Here is a 20,623-nt window from a genome sequence, read left to right on the forward strand (position 1 = left end):
GAGTAAGCTCAACAGAGACGATTGCATTGTTTTGAAGCTCCCCCCTTAGGTTTGCACTTGACCGAAGTATGCAGTGGTTATGGTCCACAAACACCTAGAGATTTTGCTAGTTTGGCAGGAGACAATGAGTTAGGTTAAGTTAATGCCCGTAATTTGAAAACACGGGTGGCTCCTGCAGCATGGCTATGGCCTATTCAATAGTCGTATTGGAAATAGCTTGCTGATTATTAAAACCTAATGAACTAAGTCGCAAGTTGTTCATTTTAATTATTTTTTGTCTGGAACTTCTCTAATTCAATGTTTTTAGCTAGGCTGTTGTAAACAATTTTGCAAACACTGTTATGACCTATTAATTTTATTATGAATGATACTTTTTTATTTGCCGAAGACTCACTTGACGACACCCCCAACAAAGACGTGAAATGGAAGGTGTTGGTCATTGATGATGAACCGGAAGTGCATAACATCACCAAACTCGTTATTGGCGAGTTGGAATTTGACGGGGGTCGACTAGAGCTGGTCAGTGCCTTTTCTGGCGCCGAGGCCCAAGAGCTAATGAAAAGCCCGGATAATGAATTTGCCGTCGCCATTGTTGATGTCGTCATGGAAACTCAGCATGCAGGTTTGGACTTCGTTAAATGGGTCAGAGAAGTCTTAGATAATCACAAAATTCGATTGGTCTTGCGAACTGGCCAGCCAGGTGAAGCTCCAGAAGAGAACGTGATCCGTGACTACGATATAAACGATTACAAAAACAAAACTGAACTTACCGCTCTTCGTCTTAAGACCACGCTTTATTCTGCACTGCGAGGCTATCGCGATATTTTGACTATTGAGAAACATCGCAGCGGCCTAGAAAAAATCATTGCTGCATCATCAGAGTTTATTGAATGCGATACACTGCCGCAATTTGCGTCGGCAATTCTGAGGCAAGTTGCGATAGTGTTAGGAATCGATGAGAAAGCCATTATTTGCTGTGCCGCCGCAAAAGATGCAGGGAGTAACCAAACCGAGGTCAATATCCTTGCGCTGAATCAATATGATGAAATGGCATTGCTTGTAAACAATGATTTAGCGGTACCTCAAGCCGTCAATGCTAGATTACGCCGCGCGCTCAATGAAAAACACTCAATTTATGAACAAGACTACTTTATAGGTTATTTTACGACTAAACGCGGAACAGAGAATCTACTGTACGTTTCTCAAGATGAAAAGCTCGAGCCTATGCAGCACAATTTATTGGAGTTTTTTGCCAGTAACATCGCCGTTGCTCATGAAAATATCAAACTCAGAGAAGTGATAAAAGAATCTCAAAAAGAACTGTCTTATGTAATTGGTGAAGCCGTCGAGATGCGCAGCAAAGAAACCGGCAGCCATGTTAAACGAGTCGCGCATATTAGTTATTTATTGGCCAAATACTATGGTTTACCCGAATACCAAGCAGAAATGATTAAGCTAGCTTCTCCGTTGCATGATGTCGGCAAAGTAGGGATCCCAGACACTGTACTCAATAAGCCTGGAAAACATGATGCACAAGAGTGGGAAACCATGAAAACCCATGCATCAATTGGCTACCAGATGCTAGTCAAATCTGAAAATCCTGTCTTACAGTTAGGAGCAACTATTGCTCACCAGCACCATGAAAGGTGGGATGGCGAGGGTTACCCAAAAGGGCTAAAGGAGGACGAAATCGACATTGCTGGCCGCATAACGGCCTTAGCCGATGTGTTTGATGCTTTAGGTAGCAGCCGCTGTTACAAGGAAGCCTGGCCACCGCAAGACGTAGTGGATTTCTTAATTCAGCAAAAAGGTAAACAATTTGAGCCCAAGCTAGTGGATATACTGTTAACTCGTATCGATGAATTCGCGCGCTTCAGAGAGCTCTACCCAGATCCTCACTAATCCGAATTTATAAGTCGCTCTGCTGCTCTTTTAGCCATTCTAATGCCACATTGCGCTCCGAGAATAACTGCATATTCCATTTATTTTCCCGCGGCATTGTTTTATCCATCACATCAGTAGCAAGTTCAGCATGTCGGCTATAAGTGACCACGGCCATCGCATGAATATTTTCAATCGTGCCAATTTTTAGTTGCGCTTGAAAATCATAGGTATAGGTGTTGATTTTATTGATCAGAACAGAAAAGGGTGAGAGCAGGTTCTCTATCAAGCAAGTATGGTACTGATCCACCATCGCACTGGTCATTTCGACTCCTTCATCAACAACTATCTCAGCGATATCGTCTCTAAGAATGATTATCTTGGCAAAATCGAGCAACAGGACTTTGGTCACTATAGAAGACTCACAATTGATGAAACGCGCAACCTATGGTGCATGTTGTGGCGTTAATATACAAGTCATTAAAAACCAACTAATTAGCCAATACGAATTGGCAGAAAGCGCCTGTGTTGTATACAACCTCTAACCCCTTAATTGTTAAAGGTGCAGGCCTGCGACCTAAATGAATACTTAAATAAGGGTTCAGAAATCCGTTTTATAAGTACGATTGTAATGATCAATATGACTATTGCGGTACACGTCCTCATTGGCAAGGTCGATGTTAGAACAATTACGAGGACACCCACCGTAATTACAAGGACACCCACTAGTTAATTGCGAAGACACAGACTAAAGGCGTATCACTACACCGAGGAGCGCCCCTTGAACTGACCACGCAGAATCCGTGTAGGTTAAATGCGTGTCGAATGGCTTCAATTTGGTGTAAAATGGTCCATTATTCGACCCGATGACTAGCATGACGATTCCGATCAAAAACATATCCGAGCCACAGATAACTTGCGCAAATTGTCAGGCCTGTTGCTGTCGATTAGAAGTATTGATTATCAGCGATACCGGCGTTCCTGATGAGTATATTGCAGTCGATGAATGGGGAGGGGAAACCATGTTACGCTTAGAGGACGGTTGGTGCTCAGCCCTAGACAGGGATACGCTCATGTGTTCAATTTATGAAAATCGCCCATGGAATTGTCGCGAATTTGAAATGGGCTCTTATGAATGCATCGAAGAAAGAACAGCACTGGGTGTCAGTGTAGACTGAAGATCGCCAATAATTATCAGGACACCCACCCTTAATACGAATTATCTGAACACCAAATTACGAAGACACCCATCGTAAAAATCTAAATCTTCGCTTCAATTTTAACTAGAGATTTACCATGGGTGTCTTGTTAAATATTGTTAAATAATCAAGGGTGGATTGTTAAATAGCAGTGGGTGTCCCGTTAGGAAACACGGCAGTTAAGCTGCCTTTAATACAATCTTATCGGACGCATTTGAAGAACAGTGAGTGCCTGTCCAGTGCCATAATAAGAAAAGTGCCACACATTCTACCCCAATAGCTAGCACACTCCCTTCAAGCCCAAATTCACCACCAGTAAACCAACTTGGCATGTCGGAAATCTGAGAAATTAATACCCCGGCATTTTCATGACCACTGACATTAATCCCAAGAAGACTTCCCATGCTCCAATTCCAACCTAAATGTAAACCGATGGGCAACGCTAAACTTCGCGTTTTATAGTACGCTAGACCAAACACGAGTGAACTGACAAACAAGTTTACAGCACCAATTATTTGACTTACGCCTTCCATTCCAGGATTACTGAGATGTCCGACCGCAAACAAACTAGCGATCATCAATTGTGCGGGCCAAAAACCAATACCGCCGATTAGTCTTTGGAATAAAAAACCGCGATGAAGTAGCTCTTCAAAGAATGCGCCTATCGCAAAAAGATAAAAACTAAGTAACAAAAAAGAAACGTCAAGCTTAAAATTATATTCAAAATTAACACCTCCCCCCAACCATACCGTAGCTGCCAACCCAAATACCATGATCAAGCCAGCTCCCAGACCTAAACCAAATTGTTGCATCCAATTAGAATCGATATCCAGGCCAACTGAGCCCATAGTCTCTTTGCGCAGCCGAACACATAGATAGGTTACAAACAGAATTAACGCAGCAGAGAGCAGCTCCAGAATATTCGCGTGGATGCCAAAATCATCAAGCAGTAATTTTAAAGGCTTATAGATTGGTCGCGTCATAGCCACAAACACAATGAAAATAGCTATCCACCAACCATTACGCAGTTTGTTGTGAGAATTAACGAACGTTGTTTTTATTATGTTTTTCATATGGTTCCTATTATTGTTGTATTTCCAAAAATTATTTAGCAAAATTTAGACCAACTAAAAAACCAATAAATACAATGAGATAGGAAACTAGAATGCGTTATCAATGCGTTTTTGACCAAAAAATGAATGATTTAACGAATTTATAAAAGCACAGCAAAGTGCGTATCAACAATGGACAATAAAAAAGGCGGGTTGAATTGACTATCTAGATCAATTCAACCCGTCCTTTGTTAAACTAGGGCTGCTGTAGTCAGTTAAAGAATGAAACGGCTCAGATCTTCGTTGTCTACTAACCTTTCAAGGTGCTCATTGACATAATCAGCATCGACAATTAAAGACTCGCCACTTTTTTCTGTGGCGTCGAAGGAAATGTCTTCCATCAACCGTTCCATGACCGTGTGCAAACGACGTGCACCGATATTCTCGGTTTTTTCATTAACTTGCCAAGCCGCTTCTGCGATCCGGCGAATACCTTCTTCCGTGAAACTGACCTTGACACCTTCGGTTCCTAGTAACGCGATATACTGCTCGGTTAACGAAGCATTGGGCTCAGTCAGGATGCGTACAAAGTCTTCAACACTCAAGGCTGATAATTCAACTCGAATGGGTAAGCGCCCCTGTAGTTCTGGGATAAGATCGGAGGGTTTGCTCATTTGAAACGCACCAGAGGCGACAAACAGTATGTGGTCAGTTTTGACCATGCCGTGCTTGGTCGACACAGTAGAGCCTTCGACCAATGGCAGCAAGTCTCGCTGCACCCCTTCGCGAGAAACATCGGCACTACTGCCTGCCCCTTCGCGTTTGCAGATTTTGTCAATCTCATCCAAAAAGACAATGCCGTTTTGCTCAACATTGAACAAGGCTTTTTCTTTTAGTTCCTCTTGATTGACGAGTTTGCTGGCTTCTTCTTCAATTAACAGTTTGAACGCTTCTTTGATCTTAATTTTCTTTTTCTTTTTCTGAGAGCCTGAAAGGTTTTGGAACATACCTTGTAGCTGATTCGTCATCTCTTCCATGCCCGGTGGAGCCATGATTTCAACACCGACTTGTGGCAGTGCAATATCGATTTCGATTTCTTTGTCGTCTAACTGGCCTTCGCGTAACTTCTTACGAAAAATTTGTCTCGTGCCTTTGTCTTCGACTTTTTCTTTTTCTCCATACACATTTTCAGGCGACGGCAGCAACACGTCGAGAATACGATCTTCAGCCGCCTCTTCTGCGCGATACTTCACCTTTTGCGTTTCTTGCTCGCGGGTCATTTTTACTGCGATATCCGCCAAGTCGCGAATAATGCTTTCGACTTCTTTACCCACATAGCCCACTTCGGTAAATTTAGTCGCTTCAACTTTAATGAACGGAGCATTAGCCAACTTTGCAAGGCGCCTAGCGATCTCAGTTTTACCCACACCAGTTGGGCCTATCATCAGAATGTTTTTCGGTGTCACTTCTTGGCGCAACTCAGGTTCAAGTTGCATCCGACGCCAGCGGTTTCTTAGGGCAATGGAAACTGCACGTTTGGCGTCTTGTTGACCAATAATATGTCTGTCCAATTCATGGACGATTTCTCTTGGAGTCATCTCTGACATGAAATAAACCTTTTGAGTAAGTGGACTGTGTTATCAAGACAGTCCGAATAAAATTAGTAATCTAGGGTCTCGATCGTTTGACTGTGGTTAGTAAACACACAAATATCACCGGCGATCGACAAGCTCTTCTGTGCAATCTCTTGGGCACTGAGATCGGTATTGGCTAAAAGTGCAGTGGCAGCAGCCTGTGCATAAGGGCCACCTGAGCCGATGGCAATAAGATCTTGCTCGGGCTGAACCACATCACCATTACCAGTGATAATGAAAGAAGCGGTGTGATCTGCAACCGCTAAAAGTGCCTCTAGCTTGCGCAACATGCGATCCGTTCGCCAGTCTTTAGCAAGCTCAACCGCCGCTTTGGTCAAGTGGCCTTGGTGCATTTCCAACTTACTTTCAAATCGCTCGAATAAGGTAAAGGCGTCCGCTGTACCACCAGCAAAACCAGCGATGACCTTGTCGTTATATAATCTTCGCACCTTACGTGCATTGCCTTTCATTACCGTATTGCCAAGGGATACTTGGCCATCACCGGCAATCACAACTTGGTTATTTCGGCGAACAGATACAATAGTAGTCACATCGACTCCTTGAAAATTAGGGTAGGCTCGACGATCTTTACGCTATCGTCGATTGTTCAATGCAGTATATGTGGGGAGCAGTGAAAATTTTTCAAGGCCCTACTCCCTAAGAGATAAAGCTATAAGTCCCAATACCATATTTGACAGGTGCTGATCCCTATCCGTTGAATAACGTGACGATCGGCTTCCGCGTCACGTTTGTAATCATAGGGACCTAAGATCACGCGATACCAACGACCATTTTTACCATCGCTGGACTTCACTTGAGACTCTAGCCCTTGCATCGCAAGCTGCGCACGCATTTTATCCGCTTGATTTTGCTGTCTAAACGAACCACATTGCATTAGGTAGGGGCGTTCTGATTTTTGTTGCTCTTTTCGATCAATTTCAACATGACTGGTTTCAAGTTCTGTTGGATAAGTATATTTGTCTTCGGGCATTTCAGGTAAGGGATCGATCTGCTCTACAGATTGCGCAGATGATTTTTGTGCTTCCAACGTCTTGGGTGCTACTTCTGAATTGTGCGAAATTGCCCATAAAAAATAAGCAAACCCCACTACCAAAGATAAGGTGATAATAATTCTAAGCCACGGCAACTGTGGTTTAGCTTTGTCCGCTTTTGCGGGTTTCTTTTTCGGCGCTTGGCCACGTTTTACAAAGTCTTTTTGAGCCATAAGGTGTTGGTTTTTCTTCTTTTTAGACGCTCAACTTGGATAAACTATTATGCAAACAAACAGTGATTATCCAGCGAGCTTCAATCACAAAACATACAAGTTACTTATAAGTGGAATTTTACGCGAATACTGATAGAACCCCAACTACAGATCGCATAACAGTATCATGATTATGACAGAGTAAACACAGTCTAGAGAAAGTCTTGGGGGTCAATGTCAATTGACCATCGGACCTTACGGCCAGCCGGAAGATTTTCTATGCTGACGATGTGATTAGCAATTGCTCTATTCAACTGTGCTCGGCTTGGGCTTGATAGCAAAAGTTGCATACGATAGCGGCCTTGACGCTTTTCCATAATCGCTGGCAATGGCCCCATTATTCTGACATTTTCAATCGTTAACAACTCCGCCACGGTTGATAAGAACTGGAACGCATCACTAGCCTGCAGTGCCTCGGCACGAAACAATCCTTGGTAACAAAATGGTGGTAAATCAGCCAATTTACGTTCTTGCAGTGCAAAGCGTGCAAAATCACCGTATCCGTTATGGATCAAATCTTGTAACAGTGGGTGTCCTGGTTGGTGTGTTTGCAGCCACATTTCTCCGGGTTTTTCGGCTCTTCCCGCCCGTCCGGCGAGTTGCGTAATCAGTTGCGCGAGGTGTTCAGCGGCGCGAAAATCTGCGCTAAACAAGGCGCCATCTGCATCAAGGATCACCACCAAGGTGACATTGGGAAAATGGTGTCCTTTGGACAGGATCTGGGTGCCAATTAAAATTTGATGTTGCCCCCGATTCACCTCATCAAGCAAGGTGTGTAATTTACTTTTTCCGCGCACACTGTCACTGTCAATCCGCACTGTACTGTATTGTGCAAAACGCTTTTTGAGCAAGGCCTCTAACTGTTCAGTACCGACGCCATGAGTCACCATCTCATGATGACCACATTCATTGCACTTTGGCGGTATAGCTTTCGCAGCACCGCAGTGGTGACACTGTATTTTGTGCAGTGATTTATGCACTGTGTAAGGTTTATTGCAGCGCTTACATTGCTCAACAAATCCACAATGATGACACAGCAAAGCAGGGGCGAACCCCCGGCGATTGACAAAAATCATCACCTGACTACCCTGCTCAAGGTGCGCCTGAAGTCGCTCAAGCATGCCAGTGGCAATGCCAGACTCAAGAGATTGATTAGTGATATCCATCAACTGTTGCTTGGCTAGCGCAGCGTTACCGGCTCGTTGCAACAATTGTAAATGCTGATATTTACCGGTTAGGGCGTTATTCAATGTTTCTAGGCTCGGCGTTGCGGTCCCTAGCACCAAAGGCACCTGATAATGTTTGGCGAGGATCACAGCTAAATCTCTGGCGTTATATTTTAATCCATCTTGCTGCTTATAAGAGCCATCATGCTCTTCATCGACGATGATCATACCTGGTTTGAGCATGGGCGTGAAAATGGAGGAACGTGTCCCGATGACAATGGCCAACTCACCACTGCGACTTCGTTGCCACACGTTGAGTCGCTCATTATCGGTAAGGTTTGAGTGCAATACACCGACAGCTAAACCAAAGCGTCGTTCAAAGCGCTTTACGGTTTGCGGGGTTAAGCCAATTTCAGGCACCAGTATCAATACTTGCCTCTGCTGACGCAGCACCTCCTCAATACTTTGTAAGTAAACTTCGGTTTTGCCGCTTCCGGTAATGCCTTCTAGCAAGAAGCAAGCAAATCGATCGAGTCGGTGAGTAATGGCGGTAATAGCCAGCGCCTGCTGAACATTTGCTCTGGGCTTATCGAGAGATTCAGGCACACTCCACGACAATACGTCACTGCTAACCTCTACCTCGTGTTTTTCTACTATGCCTTTTTCGAGTAAGGCATTGATCACTGCCATACTAAATTGTTGTTTGACTTCGCTAAGGGCAACCGGACCGGCTGTTAACATTTGGACTAATTCTGTTTGTTTTTTTGCTCGAGATACTTGCGAAATTAGCTCATCAACATCGCTATTCGACAAGCCTAGAACACAAGTCGGTTTAGGTTTATCAGACTCTCCTTTACGAAGTGCCACTGGCATGACGGTTTGCATCACTTCGCCAATCGGGTGCTGATAATAATGTGCCAACCAATGACTGATAGCCAAAAGCGCTTCGTCTAGCACAGGGGATTCGTCTAATACGCGTTTAATCGCTTTTAATTTAGTTTGATGCTCAGATTCAGTGACTGCATTGACAATAACACCGACCATCTCTCTGGGCCCAAAAGGCACCACTACACGTACCCCAGGCACAAGATCGGCTTGTTCACAAAGGTAATCAAACACTTGTCGTTTAGGCAGTGGTAATGCTATTTGGTAAATGGGCATGATATTAAATGACGTACCTTAGGCTAACTTATACTTATAAAGCCAGTAAACGGTTAACAAACAGTCAAAACAGCTTGATCAATAATGCCCTTTACATTAATATGCGCGCCTCTTTGCGGCAAGCCGCTTTTAATTTAATTTGCGTATGGTGTGCAACTTCGGGTTGTATAGCGATACGGCCCAGAAATGAGGTAATCCATATGAAACAAGATATTCATCCAGAATACACAGAAATGACAGCTAGTTGTTCTTGCGGAAACAAAATTGTTGTTCGCTCGACACTTGGTAAAGATATCAACCTTGACGTTTGTTCTGCATGTCACCCTTTCTACACTGGTAAGCAACGTAACGTTGATACTGGTGGTCGTGTTGACAAGTTCAAGAAACGTTTTGGTGCTTTGGGTAAGAAATAAGCCCAACTCAAAAACTAAAAAGGCGCTTAATAGCGCCTTTTTTTATGCTTGAAATTTAATCTTAAACGAAGCTCTGATATTCAGAGTGTTCACTCTATTGCCCTCACTTGCATCGGCGATAGCGTGACTTAATTAGTGCCAAGGTTATTTATTTTGATCAAACGCCAGTTCATCTAAATAGTTCATCATCTTGACGCTAGCGGTCTCCATTTTTTGCAAATAGGAAATGGCTTCTTGATGCTTACCTTCTTTAAACAACATCATCGCCTTAACGCCGTTGCTATGCACGTCTGCATGAGGTCCATCTAGCTTTTGATATGCTGAAGAGTGCCCATGTTGCGACCGTCCTTCGCCAGCATGCCACTTACCAAGTCGACAGTTATTGGCTTCATCAAAAGCATCAATCGATTTTTCACTCAGCCCATGAATTACCGCATAAACATCACTCTTCCAAACAATGTGATCAAGTTTCATGGTTTGAATAAAAGAACGATGTGAGGATTCGGCAATAGTTGCTTTCATTGAAGAACAGCTGCCGACAATAGCTGAGTAATTTTCATTCAAGCCAGCCACACCCTCTGACAGACTGGTATTATTTTGCTGAATTTCAACAACTGAATCGACAGCACTCTTGGTTGAAGCAATGATGTTACCGACTAAGTCTGCTACTTCACTGGCAGATTTGTTGGTTTCATTGGCCAGTGACCGTACTTCGTCGGCTACAACGCTGAAACCACGACCCGCATCACCGGCTCGAGCAGCCTCAATAGCAGCATTCAATGCCAACAAGTTAGTCTGGTCGGAAATACTGGTGATGGTCGAAACGAATTTATTAATGTTGTCGGCTTTATCTGACAGACCGCCAATGTTGTCGTTCATCTCTCCCATTTTGGAAGATAGCCCGTTCATTTCTTTGGCAATCATCTTGAGCGAAGCTGCTGATGCATCAAACAAGGTATCAATTGATTTGATCGACTGACTTTCGTGTTCAATCTGATTGAATGATTCTAAAACTGTCTGCCTAATCCCTTCGACCTGCTTCAACGATTCCAAAGTACAATTTACCAAGCCGGATTCAAAACCCACTTGATCTGCACTTAACGCAGTGTCTAACTCACTCACCAACGCTTTGTTTTCGTTTTGCAACTCGGCGACACGGGATAAAAGTCGATCCCGCTCTTCTTCAGTTTTTTGTAATTGTGTTTTTACTTGTGCGTGCACAGAAGCTAAGACGATCAAGATAGCGACTCCAAGAAACGGGTTTCACACTAAACTAGTGCATTGTCAGAATTCAGTCAATTAGGTAAAGACCTGTATTCACTTTTTTCTACTCTCTAGTATAACGGTTTGCATATGACAAACTTGAAGAATATTTTCATCATGAATACCACTTATAGGCTTGTCTGATATGTGTATCTAGTAAGCCTATGTTATATTTGCCAATATCGGTATAAAAAAAACACAAAAACCGAATAAAAATTTATTCTGACCCTACACATTAAGGAACAAGACGACTATGTCTGACTTTCGGCAACAAGCTCTGGATTATCATTCCAAGCCGGTTCCAGGAAAAATTAGCGTTGAGCTGACGAAACCGGCGGAAAGTGTCACTGATCTTGCACTCGCATACAGCCCTGGGGTGGCTGAACCCGTTCGTGAAATCGCAGCTGACCCCGATAACGCCTATAAATATACCGCCAAAGGCAATATGGTGGCCGTTATTTCTAATGGTACCGCCATCTTGGGTTTGGGCAATTTAGGTCCATTGGCATCAAAACCGGTAATGGAAGGTAAAGCGTTATTGTTTAAACGCTTTGCAGGGCTTGATTCTATCGACATTGAAGTAAAGCACCGCACTACTGAAGAGTTTATCAACACAGTAGCAAATATTGCTGATACCTTTGGTGGAATAAATCTAGAAGATATCAAAGCGCCAGAATGCTTTGAAATTGAACAAGAGTTGATCAAGCGTTGTTCTATTCCGGTGTTCCATGATGACCAACACGGCACAGCTATTGTAACCGCCGCGGGTATGCTTAACGCGTTGGAAATCCAAGGTAAAGAAATTCATGATGTCACTATAGTGTGCATGGGCGCAGGGGCAGCAGCAGTAGCTTGTATGGAGCTACTGATCAAGTGTGGCGCTCAGCGAGAACGTATTTATATGCTTGATCGTAAAGGTGTTATTCACACCCGTCGCGACGATCTCACTCCTCACAAATTGTTGTTTGCCAACAATACAGACAAACGCACACTGCAAGATGTGATGGACGGTGCAGATGTATTTGTCGGAGTATCTGGCCCAGACGTTTTGCCGCCAGACACATTAAAACTAATGGCAGATAATCCGGTGGTGTTTGCTTGTTCCAATCCGGACCCCGAGATCAAACCCGAGCTAGCGCATAAGGTTAGAAGTGATTTGATCATGGCCACTGGTCGTTCTGATTATCCCAATCAAGTGAACAATGTACTTTGCTTCCCATTTATATTTCGCGGCGCGCTCGATGTGCGAGCATCAAAAATTAACGATGAAATGAAAGTAGCTGCAGTTGATGCCATACGTAGCATCGCCAAAGAACCTGTCCCAGCGGAAGTATTAGCGGCCAGCAAGATCGATTCACTTGAGTTTGGACGCAAATACATTATTCCCAAACCGATGGATCCGCGCTTGTGCAAACGCGTAGCCACCGCAGTTGCCAAAGCGGCAATTGAGACTGGCGTCGCGGCGTTGACATCACTTCCGGATAACTATTTAGCATAAAAAGTGAGGGTGATGATAATCACCCTTGGACTTTTACGAGTGACAAATGGAACAGCAATTCACAGTAAGGCACAGTGAAAAAGTCGATATTTCAGCGATACGGCAGATTTATCAACAAACGCCTAATTACACTAATACCTTACAATTACCTTATCCATCGCTTGATAGTTGGGAATCCTTTTTAGGCAACAAACCGGATAATTTCTATAGCTTAGTTGCCCAACAAAATGGCGCTATTGTTGGTCAATTGGGTATGGAAGTATTTAAAGCTCCACGAAGAAAACATGAGGCTAATATCGGCATGGCCGTATCTCAACAGTGGCAAGGCAAAGGGGTGGGCAGCACATTAGTAAAAGCCGCCTTGGATCTGGCCCACAACTGGCTGGCAATCAGCAGAATCGAATTAGAAGTCTACACAGATAACGACGCAGCAATATCCCTATATCAAAAATTTGGCTTCACCATCGAAGGAACGGCAAAAAACTATGCCTTTCGAGACGGGAAATATGTAGACGTATTCTTAATGGCAAGAGTAACACCATTAACTGCTGATTAACCTCGCGCAAAGGTATCTTATCCTTCAGTTCAGGTTATCTAATCTCGATTGCGTCCAAACTTGTCATGACTGCTTACCCAATGACCGCCAATCACCGCACATGCCAAAGAAATATCTCCAGCTAATACGGTGGCCGCAGCAATTTCAGCTAATTTATTTGCTTTACCTTGACCATAACAATCCATTATTTCCAAACATTCCTTTTGCGTCGGTAACCCTGTCCCGCCGCCATAGGTTGCGACTATCAATGAAGGTAAAGTAACTGACAAATAAAAGTCACCATTGTCTAACAATTCGTGGGACAACAAGCCAGCATGGGATTCCACCACATTGGCTTCATCTTGGCCAGTGGCAATAAATAACGACGCAAGACCATTCGCAGAGTGCGGACCATTATATGCCGCGCCAGCCATTAAAGCGCCGGTGTTAGCAAGCACTGTGGCTTTGGCCAGCATCTTTGTATCTACTTTCATGATCTTTTTGAGCACGTCTTTTTTCAATACAACTTCAGCAATCACGCGCTTTCCTCGAGAGTGCAGCATATTCAATTGAGAGTGCTTCTTGTCTGTGTCCATATTTCCCGACAGTAAATATTCACAATTGCCAGGATAATTAGCACATATCCATTCGCAAGCCGCCAACGTCGCCTTGCCTACCATATTCTGACCGGCTGCATCACCTGTCGTATAATTGAAACGTAGGTAACGGGTTTTCGATACTGACCACTGCATGATGTGCATCAGCTTGCCAATTCGTGTGGTGCTTTCTGCAACGTGTTTGATCTGTTCAAAATGTGTATCAATCCAGCTACCAAACTCTCGAGCTTGTCTGGCGTTGTCGAAAATGAATGCAGGCGCACGTTGCATGAATTGCTCTACCACTGTGGTATTCACTCCTCCGCACTCATTCACCACACGCATACCACGACTGTATGACGCAACTAGCGTCCCCTCTGTGGTCGCAAGTGGCACGTGAAAATAGCCCTTGGCGTGCTCTCCATTGACCAACATTGGACCTGCAATACCAACGGGCATTTGCACCACGCCAATAAAATTTTCAATATTACCGGGCAACGCCTTTGGATCGATTGAGTAGTAGCCCGTATGGGGCAGCTCAGTGCCAGTTTGCTCGGTCAAATAGTCGCGACGCTTTTTCGCCCACTCATTGCTGTGATCGTTCATGGTATTTCTTGGGATCCGCGGGGTTTTACTCATGGTTAAGTGGTCCTTCATTGAATTGACATTAATTTCAACTACGATGCAAGGTGCTTGCCATACTAAGTGTGGCTGCCGTAGATGACGAATTCATGACAATAGAATGAATTTACTGGTCAAATTATTGGAGCGTCGAGGAAGGCAATAAATCGCTGCACCAATATTGCTCTAGCTAAGCGTAAATTGGTGCATTGATGGGGGAGAGATTTAGGCTAAAGCACAGTTAAATGGCTATTTTAATGCCCAGTAGTCAACTGTGCGCTAAATACTAGGCATGTAAATTAACAGCCTCCTAGTGAAAACGATGAGTTGGATCTTGTATGCAAAACCCAACAGATGTTAATCGTCACTCTCCTTAATCTCTAATCCCATAGACGCCATTAATTCACGTGACTCTTTAGGGATCTTGTTAGGATTGTCTTTGCGTAAATCGTCGTCATTGGGCAATGGCTGCCCCGTAAACGCGTGCAAAAATGCCTCGCACAATAATTCAGAATTAGTCGCGTGGCGCAAATTGTTGACCTGACGACGAGTGCGCTCGTCAGTGAGCACTTTCAACACTTTAAGTGGAATAGAAACTGTCACTTTTTTAACTAATTCGCTTTTTTTGCCGTGTTCAGCGTAGGGATGTATATATTTTCCGTTCCACTTTGCCATACTGATACTCTTTTTTATCTTTCTTATGATTGGAAAGTCTAACTGTAACTCAGTTAGATGTCTAAACATCTTGACGGCTTAGCCTAACCAGTCTAATTTAGACGTCTAAACGGCTATTTTAATACTAACTTTCGGAGTGTCCATGGTTTCGTATGCCCAAGGTATAGAGTCCCTTAATCAATCTTTATCAGAATTAAGTGGCATTAACGTTTCATTTGAGTTTTTCCCGCCCAAAACTGAACAAATGGAACAGACGCTATGGAAGTCGGTAAATCGACTCGCTCCGCTGAAACCGGCGTATATGTCAGTAACCTATGGTGCCAATAGTGGCGAGCGAGATCGTACTCATGACGTAGTGAAACGGATCCAAACAGAAACAGGTGTTCCTGCTGTTCCACATTTAACCTGTGTCGATGCCAGCAAAGAAGAATTGGTACAAATTGCCAAAGATTACTGGAGTAGCGGGATCCGCCGGATAGTGGCATTGCGTGGAGATTTACCCGAGGGAACCAGCAAAACAGATATGTATGCCGCTGATCTGGTTGCGTTGCTTAAAGACGTCGCCGATTTTGATATTTCTGTTGCCGCCTACCCAGAAAAGCATCCAGAAGCGCCCAACGCGCAATTTGACTTGCTCAATCTAAAGCGAAAAGCCGAAGCCGGTGCGACCGAAGCGATCAGCCAGTTCTTTTTTGATGCAGAGGTGTTCCTACGATTTCGCGATCGCGCCGCGGCAGCGGGCATCGATTTGGATATTGTGCCGGGCATATTGCCTGTTACTAATTATCAAACCTTGATACGGTTTGCAGGCTTTACCAATGTGCACGTACCTGGATGGCTGCACAAAATGTACGATGGATTGGAAAAAGAAGACCAAACCACACGTAATTTACTGGGTGCCAGTATTGCTATGGATATGGTTAAAGTACTGGCAAAAGAAGGGATCCGCGATTTCCATTTTTACACCCTCAACCGCAGCGAATTAAGCTACGCCATTTGCCATTTATTAGGTGTTCGGGCTTAAAGCAGATAAACTAATCAGGAGAAAAGAGTTCAAGAGGGAAATATGCACGAATTAACTACACTGGATAAGGTGAAGAATTTTATGAGTCACGCCTATGCGTTAATTCGCAATGTCGTGCACCATTGTATCCAAGATAGGATCACCGTATCTGCTGGCCACCTTGCCTATGTTTCATTACTGTCGTTAGTGCCATTTATTGTGGTGTTTTTCAGTATTCTTTCAGCGTTTCCCGCGTTTAATGAAGTACGCCAACAACTTGAACTCTACGTGTTTAGCAATTTCATTCCCACCTCAGGTGACGTCCTACAAAAACACATGGGAGAGTTTGTCGCGAATGCCTCAAAAATGGGCGCCGTCAGCATATTCGCATTAGTGGTTGTTGCATTGGCTCTGATCTCCAATGTCGACAAAACACTGAACCACATTTGGCAGGCTAAAAGTGAGCGACCGCGCATTTATACTTTTTCTATCTATTGGATGGTTTTAACCCTTGCGCCTTTGCTGATAGGTGTCAGCGTGTTAGTAAGTACCTACCTTGTTGGACTGGCAAACTATGCCGATGAATATACCCCCGGCTTTTCTACCATGTTGCTTAAAGCGGTGCCCTTTATCACCGCGGTGATCGCTTTTTTCATACTTTATATGGTCGTTCCTAACAAACGTATCAGTGCCAAGCACGCCATCTCCGGTGCAGTCTTGGCGGCGACCTTGTTTGAGCTGTCGAAAACAATGTTTGCAATGTATATCGAGAATTTCCCTTCTTATCAGGTGATTTATGGCGCAATTGCGGTAGTTCCCATTCTATTCGTGTGGGTGTATTTAAGTTGGGTATTAGTTTTGGTGGGCGCTGAATTTACCCGAGGGCTAGAACGAGTGATCCCTGAAGAAGATACCGGTGAAGAACGCAACCTATTACCTGAAGAAGACGAGCGACGAAAGGGAAAAGAGAAAGTCTAAATAGCCTAAACTCTGTGCGATTATCTCATCATCGCTGTGCGGTCATTTGCCATGATCGTTTTAAATAGGGGGGGCACGTTGGCGTATTCTGCATTTAATACTATTATTGAGTGAAATCTAGTCGCGGTATACCCAATGACAAATGATAAAAGAGTACATCCTAGATTTAGTCCTAAAGGCGTTCATGCTGACATCATTATCAGTAATCAGAGTAATCCACAGGGTATTCACTTAGAAGGTAATATGCTGGATATGAGTTATTCAGGTATTCGCATTAAATTGTTATCTGCCATGCCCGCCACCTTGCCTGATAGTCACGTAAAAATTACGTTAACTTTGCCCACGTCTGGGATCTGCTGCACTATCAAAGGGCTAATTCGGCATGTGAACGAAGCGGCCGAACTAGGATTACAGTATTCAAAATTTCATCCCGAACATGAAATGGATGATTTTATATTTGAGTGTGTCAAACATGTCGATGATGTATCAGGTATTGTAAGTAGCGTCTAAGTTTAAATAAGCAATAAATTATCTGCTTAATTAACGACGAACGCATTTTTTCCTCAAGTGCGACAGCAACTAGCCACCAACCTAGCGAGCACTGTCAAAGAAAATAAATACAAATTAATTGATTTATGAGGACTATCCACCCGTCATTACTTTAAACCGCAAAAGAGTTTATAGGTTGATAATTCGGAGATAGTTGGCTCGGTGCCCAGCAGATCTATATTGTTAAATGCAGGATCCGATGTCGAATTTGTTTGAGGAAATACAATGACAATATTATCGCCCGAATCATCAGTATATATTGAAGACCAATATTCGAACCCTCTGGCAATAGCCAATTCAGCATAAACACACATCATCCAGCGAGAGGCTGCTGCTGAACGGCTTTGAAACTTTGGAATTGAAAGCGTCGAATAGCTTTCACTTCTGTGTATTTCTGTCACTGTGAAATCAAAAGCGCTAATTCCTCTCGCTTTGGAGGTTACCGAGAAATTTGTATTGGCATGTGAATTTACGGTACTTAAGGTAACTGCCAAGAAAAATAACGTTAATAGTGGTTTCATGAAGAAGTCCTTTTTCGATTAGATATGATGGCGCGATAAACAACTAAAGGTAATTACTTGGTTTTAGTATAGCCGTTTTTTTAATGCCTTTATCGATAGCCGCTCAATAAGTAGAGCGGCTGGTCACTGATAAAATATTCTAACTAGCTTTTAATGCTTGATATAAAGTCATTCGATTGAGAAATGGCAGAATTCATGTCTTTGATCAGTGCATCAATGTCTTTTTTAATGACATTGAATTCACCTTGCAGTGCACCTATCGCGCTGGCATTTAAATTGTGCTTTAAGTACAACACGTTATCTTGTAGTGCAGACAATACCGGTGGCATTTTTGACTCAGCTTTGCGCATCGCGCTGATCAAGCTGCTGTATCGTCTTTGTGTGTCTTTAAGCTGCTTTTGACTGTTTCTGCGCAAGGTAGCATTTTCATATTTATCTAGCTCTTCGGTCCATTCATCAAACAGTGCTTCAGCAACACTTTCGACTTTGTTGATCCGATTAGTGACATTGTTTGCTGCGTCCTGACTGGCTTCAAACTGGCTACTCAATTCTTGGTAGATTTCCTGCATTTCGCCGCCGTCAAAGTTGATCAACTGACTAAATTCGTCCAGTGCCGACTTAAACTGCTTTTGTGCATCTTCTTGAGACTCTTTGGCATCCTCGACCCTATCCACCAAAATATCGCGTTTTTCCACGCCGAGTTTCTCCCACGCGGCATAATAGGCGCTTTGACAGCCGAACAGCGTTAAACTGAACAAAATGATTATTAACTTATTCATACGTCCGAGCCTTTATATGTGGCGGCACTGATAATCGACCATAGATGGAATATAGCGCCAACTGGCCAGAAAAAGAACAGTACTACGGTCGCCGCGAGACCATAAAAAACAAACGAAAAAACAAAAAATAACAAGGCTTTAAATACTCGCCCTTGAACCAATTGTCCTAGCCCTGGAATGAAAAAACTGCATATTGCAGCCAACACATTTCCACCTGATCCTTGTCCCGCCATAGTATTCTCCAACAGTAGCAAATAAAAACAAATGTAGATATTGGGGTATTAAGTGCTAAATTAAAGCAAAGAAGCGTAATTAACAAACAAAAAACGGAATATATGGGCCATTGCTATCCCCCTTTACGACCCTACACGAGCGAAACCATTGATGTCAGTGATGGGCATCGTTTGTACCTCGAACAATCTGGCAACCCGAAAGGCATACCAGTACTGTATTTGCATGGCGGTCCTGGAGCAGGTTTATCAGATAACTACCGCAGCTTTTTTGATCCTAATCTATATTGGATCATTGGCTTTGATCAGCGTGGCTGCGGTAAGTCGACGCCTTTTGCCAGCTTGAAGCACAACACAACCCAAAAATTAGTCGACGATATGGAGGTTATTCGTAAGCACCTAGGGGTCACGAACTGGATGTTGTGTGGCGGTTCCTGGGGTACCACTCTGGCGCTCAGTTATGCGATAAAATACCCTAAGTGTGTCAGTGCTATCGTGCTACGCGGTGTGTTTTTAGCCCGTCAACAAGACTTGGATTGGTTCATCGGCCCACAAGGTGGAGCTGCGCAGGTGTTTCCCGAGCATTACCAGTCATTTATTGAAGTGCTTCATGATCAACCTAAGAGTCTCTCCGTAACAGATGCGTTCTACGATATTTTTCTAAATGGGGATGAGCTCACACAAATGCACGCCGCGCGGTCTTGGTGTTTGTGGGAGGAAAGGATCTCGCAGATGAATACTTCGATTCAGGAACACGATCTGGCTAAGAATCTGCACCGAGCAGTGAGTCTGGCAAGGTTAGAGTGTCATTACATGAAGCATCAATGCTTTCTTGAAGAAGATTTTATTTTAAAAAATGCACACAGGTTTTCTGCAATCCCAGGCACCATCATTCATGGTAGATACGATATGGTTTGCAAGCTGGAAAATGCTTATGCTTTGAGTCAAGCATGGCGAGAAGGGCAGCTATTGATTGTGCCAGAAGCGGCTCATAGCGCTTCGGATCCCAAGATAAGCGAAGCGATCTGTCATGCCACCGACGCTATGGCTAAATTCATCGCAGAGCAAAACCAATGATTGCGCTAATTCAACGGGTCAACTATGCCCGAGTCAAAGTGGACGGTGCAACCTTAGGGCAAATTGACAAAGGCTTATTAGTGCTACTGGGAGTTGAAAAAACAGACAGTGAAGAAATAGCCAAAAAGCTCGCAGATAAAATGCTCAAACTACGCATCTTTGCCGACGAGCAGGGTAAAATGAATCTGAATGTGTCACAAGCACAAGGAGATTTGCTCATTGTTTCCCAATTTACCCTAGTCGCAGATACCCACAAGGGCAATCGACCGGGCTTTTCCAATGCTGCACCACCTGAAATGGGCGAACAATTATATCAGTATTTTTTCGATTACTGTGCGTCTCAAGGAATGGTTTGTGAAGCCGGTCAGTTTGGCGCCGATATGCAAATCAGCTTAGAAAATGACGGACCAGTAACCTTCCATTTGCAAATAAATTAGCCTCACTATTGAGAGTTGTAGCTGATTGCGTTTTAATGAGCTCCCTCTCAGCCTATCTAAATACCCTACCAAAGGTCTTGTCTGTGAGGGA

The 20,623-nt window shown here is 43.7% G+C and carries 22 protein-coding genes; 10 read left to right on the top strand and 12 right to left on the bottom strand.

Annotated features, from left to right (window positions below):
- Positions 1-360: 360 nt before the first annotated feature.
- Positions 361-1,902, top strand: coding sequence for a DUF3369 domain-containing protein (locus ABD036_RS05295; RefSeq protein ID WP_343857236.1), 1,542 nt, complete (start codon positions 361-363; stop codon positions 1,900-1,902).
- 7 nt (positions 1,903-1,909) lie between these two features.
- Here the strand turns inward: ABD036_RS05295 and ABD036_RS05300 are convergent, their stop codons facing one another.
- On the bottom strand, positions 1,910-2,293 hold the full coding sequence (locus ABD036_RS05300) for a hypothetical protein (RefSeq protein ID WP_343857238.1): 384 nt from the start codon (positions 2,291-2,293) through the stop codon (positions 1,910-1,912).
- A gap of 463 nt (positions 2,294-2,756) precedes the next feature.
- On the opposite strand from ABD036_RS05300, the gene ABD036_RS05305 reads away from it, so the two are divergent.
- On the top strand, positions 2,757-3,059 hold the full coding sequence (locus ABD036_RS05305) for a YkgJ family cysteine cluster protein (RefSeq protein ID WP_343857240.1): 303 nt from the start codon (positions 2,757-2,759) through the stop codon (positions 3,057-3,059).
- 200 nt (positions 3,060-3,259) lie between these two features.
- Here the strand turns inward: ABD036_RS05305 and ABD036_RS05310 are convergent, their stop codons facing one another.
- The 5 genes from ABD036_RS05310 to priA all read right to left on the bottom strand — a co-directional run bounded on the left by ABD036_RS05310 (position 3,260) and on the right by priA (position 9,357).
- A complete protein-coding gene (locus tag ABD036_RS05310) occupies positions 3,260-4,153 on the bottom strand; it encodes a CPBP family intramembrane glutamic endopeptidase (protein ID WP_343857241.1) in 894 nt (297 codons plus the stop codon).
- Positions 4,154-4,407: 254 nt separating this feature from the next.
- On the bottom strand, positions 4,408-5,739 hold the full coding sequence (gene hslU, locus ABD036_RS05315) for an ATP-dependent protease ATPase subunit HslU (protein ID WP_343857243.1): 1,332 nt from the start codon (positions 5,737-5,739) through the stop codon (positions 4,408-4,410).
- A gap of 53 nt (positions 5,740-5,792) precedes the next feature.
- On the bottom strand, positions 5,793-6,317 hold the full coding sequence (hslV, locus tag ABD036_RS05320; RefSeq protein ID WP_343857245.1) for an ATP-dependent protease subunit HslV: 525 nt from the start codon (positions 6,315-6,317) through the stop codon (positions 5,793-5,795).
- A gap of 119 nt (positions 6,318-6,436) precedes the next feature.
- Entirely contained in the window at positions 6,437-6,991 is a 555-nt protein-coding gene (locus ABD036_RS05325; RefSeq protein WP_343857247.1) for an SPOR domain-containing protein, read from the bottom strand.
- A gap of 191 nt (positions 6,992-7,182) precedes the next feature.
- Positions 7,183-9,357 (bottom strand): primosomal protein N', encoded by a 2,175-nt coding sequence (gene priA / locus ABD036_RS05330; RefSeq protein ID WP_343857249.1) that lies wholly within the window; start codon positions 9,355-9,357, stop codon positions 7,183-7,185.
- A gap of 200 nt (positions 9,358-9,557) precedes the next feature.
- On the opposite strand from priA, the gene rpmE reads away from it, so the two are divergent.
- The gene (gene rpmE, locus ABD036_RS05335; RefSeq protein ID WP_343857251.1) at positions 9,558-9,770 is read left to right on the top strand and encodes a 50S ribosomal protein L31; all 213 of its coding nucleotides are present in this window, start codon (positions 9,558-9,560) and stop codon (positions 9,768-9,770) included.
- A 144-nt stretch (positions 9,771-9,914) separates the two neighbouring features.
- Here the strand turns inward: rpmE and ABD036_RS05340 are convergent, their stop codons facing one another.
- Positions 9,915-11,009: a methyl-accepting chemotaxis protein gene (locus ABD036_RS05340; protein ID WP_343857253.1), complete on the bottom strand. Its 1,095-nt coding sequence runs from the start codon at positions 11,007-11,009 to the stop codon at positions 9,915-9,917.
- Positions 11,010-11,286: 277 nt separating this feature from the next.
- Here ABD036_RS05340 and ABD036_RS05345 point away from each other — a divergent pair, with 277 nt between their 5' ends.
- Together ABD036_RS05345 and ABD036_RS05350 are read left to right on the top strand one after the other, a co-directional pair.
- On the top strand, positions 11,287-12,531 hold the full coding sequence (locus tag ABD036_RS05345; protein ID WP_343857255.1) for a malic enzyme-like NAD(P)-binding protein: 1,245 nt from the start codon (positions 11,287-11,289) through the stop codon (positions 12,529-12,531).
- Positions 12,532-12,577: 46 nt separating this feature from the next.
- A complete protein-coding gene (locus tag ABD036_RS05350; protein ID WP_343857258.1) occupies positions 12,578-13,087 on the top strand; it encodes a GNAT family N-acetyltransferase in 510 nt (169 codons plus the stop codon).
- Positions 13,088-13,125: 38 nt separating this feature from the next.
- On the opposite strand, the gene ABD036_RS05355 is transcribed toward ABD036_RS05350, so the two are convergent.
- Both ABD036_RS05355 and metJ read right to left on the bottom strand, forming a co-directional pair.
- Positions 13,126-14,301, bottom strand: a complete 1,176-nt coding sequence (locus tag ABD036_RS05355; protein ID WP_343857262.1) for a hydroxymethylglutaryl-CoA reductase — start codon at positions 14,299-14,301, stop codon at positions 13,126-13,128.
- Between the two features lie 339 nt (positions 14,302-14,640).
- Entirely contained in the window at positions 14,641-14,958 is a 318-nt protein-coding gene (gene metJ / locus ABD036_RS05360; protein WP_343857264.1) for a met regulon transcriptional regulator MetJ, read from the bottom strand.
- A gap of 142 nt (positions 14,959-15,100) precedes the next feature.
- On the opposite strand from metJ, the gene metF reads away from it, so the two are divergent.
- The 3 genes from metF (at position 15,101) to ABD036_RS05375 (ending at position 17,449) form a co-directional block, all read left to right on the top strand.
- On the top strand, positions 15,101-15,982 hold the full coding sequence (gene metF / locus ABD036_RS05365) for a methylenetetrahydrofolate reductase (protein WP_343857267.1): 882 nt from the start codon (positions 15,101-15,103) through the stop codon (positions 15,980-15,982).
- An 81-nt stretch (positions 15,983-16,063) separates the two neighbouring features.
- A complete protein-coding gene (locus ABD036_RS05370; RefSeq protein ID WP_425542556.1) occupies positions 16,064-16,939 on the top strand; it encodes a virulence factor BrkB family protein in 876 nt (291 codons plus the stop codon).
- A 135-nt stretch (positions 16,940-17,074) separates the two neighbouring features.
- Positions 17,075-17,449 carry a PilZ domain-containing protein gene (locus tag ABD036_RS05375; RefSeq protein WP_343857272.1) on the top strand — a complete coding sequence of 125 codons (375 nt, stop codon included), beginning with the start codon at positions 17,075-17,077 and terminating at the stop codon, positions 17,447-17,449.
- A gap of 146 nt (positions 17,450-17,595) precedes the next feature.
- On the opposite strand, the gene ABD036_RS05380 is transcribed toward ABD036_RS05375, so the two are convergent.
- The 3 genes from ABD036_RS05380 to ABD036_RS05390 all read right to left on the bottom strand — a co-directional run bounded on the left by ABD036_RS05380 (position 17,596) and on the right by ABD036_RS05390 (position 19,021).
- A complete protein-coding gene (locus ABD036_RS05380; protein ID WP_343857275.1) occupies positions 17,596-18,009 on the bottom strand; it encodes a hypothetical protein in 414 nt (137 codons plus the stop codon).
- A 143-nt stretch (positions 18,010-18,152) separates the two neighbouring features.
- Entirely contained in the window at positions 18,153-18,788 is a 636-nt protein-coding gene (locus ABD036_RS05385; protein WP_343857277.1) for a DUF2959 domain-containing protein, read from the bottom strand.
- The gene (locus tag ABD036_RS05390; RefSeq protein WP_343857279.1) at positions 18,785-19,021 is read right to left on the bottom strand and encodes a hypothetical protein; all 237 of its coding nucleotides are present in this window, start codon (positions 19,019-19,021) and stop codon (positions 18,785-18,787) included. Before ABD036_RS05390 ends, ABD036_RS05385 begins: the two co-directional genes overlap by 4 nt.
- 102 nt (positions 19,022-19,123) lie before the next feature.
- Between ABD036_RS05390 and pip the strand changes: the two genes are divergently transcribed.
- Both pip and dtd read left to right on the top strand, forming a co-directional pair.
- The gene (gene pip / locus ABD036_RS05395) at positions 19,124-20,095 is read left to right on the top strand and encodes a prolyl aminopeptidase (RefSeq protein WP_343857281.1); all 972 of its coding nucleotides are present in this window, start codon (positions 19,124-19,126) and stop codon (positions 20,093-20,095) included.
- The gene (gene dtd / locus ABD036_RS05400; RefSeq protein WP_343857284.1) at positions 20,092-20,532 is read left to right on the top strand and encodes a D-aminoacyl-tRNA deacylase; all 441 of its coding nucleotides are present in this window, start codon (positions 20,092-20,094) and stop codon (positions 20,530-20,532) included. The genes pip and dtd overlap by 4 nt, the downstream gene beginning before the upstream one ends.
- The last annotated feature ends 91 nt before the right edge of the window (positions 20,533-20,623 follow it).

Source organism: Aliiglaciecola litoralis (assembly GCF_039523355.1).
Taxonomy (GTDB): Bacteria; Pseudomonadota; Gammaproteobacteria; order Enterobacterales; family Alteromonadaceae; genus Aliiglaciecola; species Aliiglaciecola litoralis.

Bases quoted from the DNA above. Each gene is read 5' to 3' on its own strand.
- ABD036_RS05370 (WP_425542556.1), top strand. From the start codon at position 16,064: ATGAGTCACGCCTATGCGTTAATTCGCAATGTCGTGCACCATTGTATC.
- dtd (WP_343857284.1), top strand. From the start codon at position 20,092: ATGATTGCGCTAATTCAACGGGTCAACTATGCCCGAGTCAAAGTGGAC.
- priA (WP_343857249.1), bottom strand. From the start codon at position 9,357: ATGCCCATTTACCAAATAGCATTACCACTGCCTAAACGACAAGTGTTT.
- ABD036_RS05350 (WP_343857258.1), top strand. From the start codon at position 12,578: ATGGAACAGCAATTCACAGTAAGGCACAGTGAAAAAGTCGATATTTCA.
- hslU (WP_343857243.1), bottom strand. From the start codon at position 5,739: ATGTCAGAGATGACTCCAAGAGAAATCGTCCATGAATTGGACAGACAT.
- pip (WP_343857281.1), top strand. From the start codon at position 19,124: ATGGGCCATTGCTATCCCCCTTTACGACCCTACACGAGCGAAACCATT.
- ABD036_RS05305 (WP_343857240.1), top strand. From the start codon at position 2,757: ATGACGATTCCGATCAAAAACATATCCGAGCCACAGATAACTTGCGCA.
- ABD036_RS05380 (WP_343857275.1), bottom strand. From the start codon at position 18,009: ATGAAACCACTATTAACGTTATTTTTCTTGGCAGTTACCTTAAGTACC.
- ABD036_RS05345 (WP_343857255.1), top strand. From the start codon at position 11,287: ATGTCTGACTTTCGGCAACAAGCTCTGGATTATCATTCCAAGCCGGTT.
- metJ (WP_343857264.1), bottom strand. From the start codon at position 14,958: ATGGCAAAGTGGAACGGAAAATATATACATCCCTACGCTGAACACGGC.
- rpmE (WP_343857251.1), top strand. From the start codon at position 9,558: ATGAAACAAGATATTCATCCAGAATACACAGAAATGACAGCTAGTTGT.
- ABD036_RS05310 (WP_343857241.1), bottom strand. From the start codon at position 4,153: ATGAAAAACATAATAAAAACAACGTTCGTTAATTCTCACAACAAACTG.
- metF (WP_343857267.1), top strand. From the start codon at position 15,101: ATGGTTTCGTATGCCCAAGGTATAGAGTCCCTTAATCAATCTTTATCA.
- ABD036_RS05295 (WP_343857236.1), top strand. From the start codon at position 361: ATGAATGATACTTTTTTATTTGCCGAAGACTCACTTGACGACACCCCC.
- ABD036_RS05355 (WP_343857262.1), bottom strand. From the start codon at position 14,301: ATGAGTAAAACCCCGCGGATCCCAAGAAATACCATGAACGATCACAGC.
- ABD036_RS05375 (WP_343857272.1), top strand. From the start codon at position 17,075: ATGACAAATGATAAAAGAGTACATCCTAGATTTAGTCCTAAAGGCGTT.
- ABD036_RS05325 (WP_343857247.1), bottom strand. From the start codon at position 6,991: ATGGCTCAAAAAGACTTTGTAAAACGTGGCCAAGCGCCGAAAAAGAAA.
- ABD036_RS05390 (WP_343857279.1), bottom strand. From the start codon at position 19,021: ATGGCGGGACAAGGATCAGGTGGAAATGTGTTGGCTGCAATATGCAGT.
- ABD036_RS05385 (WP_343857277.1), bottom strand. From the start codon at position 18,788: ATGAATAAGTTAATAATCATTTTGTTCAGTTTAACGCTGTTCGGCTGT.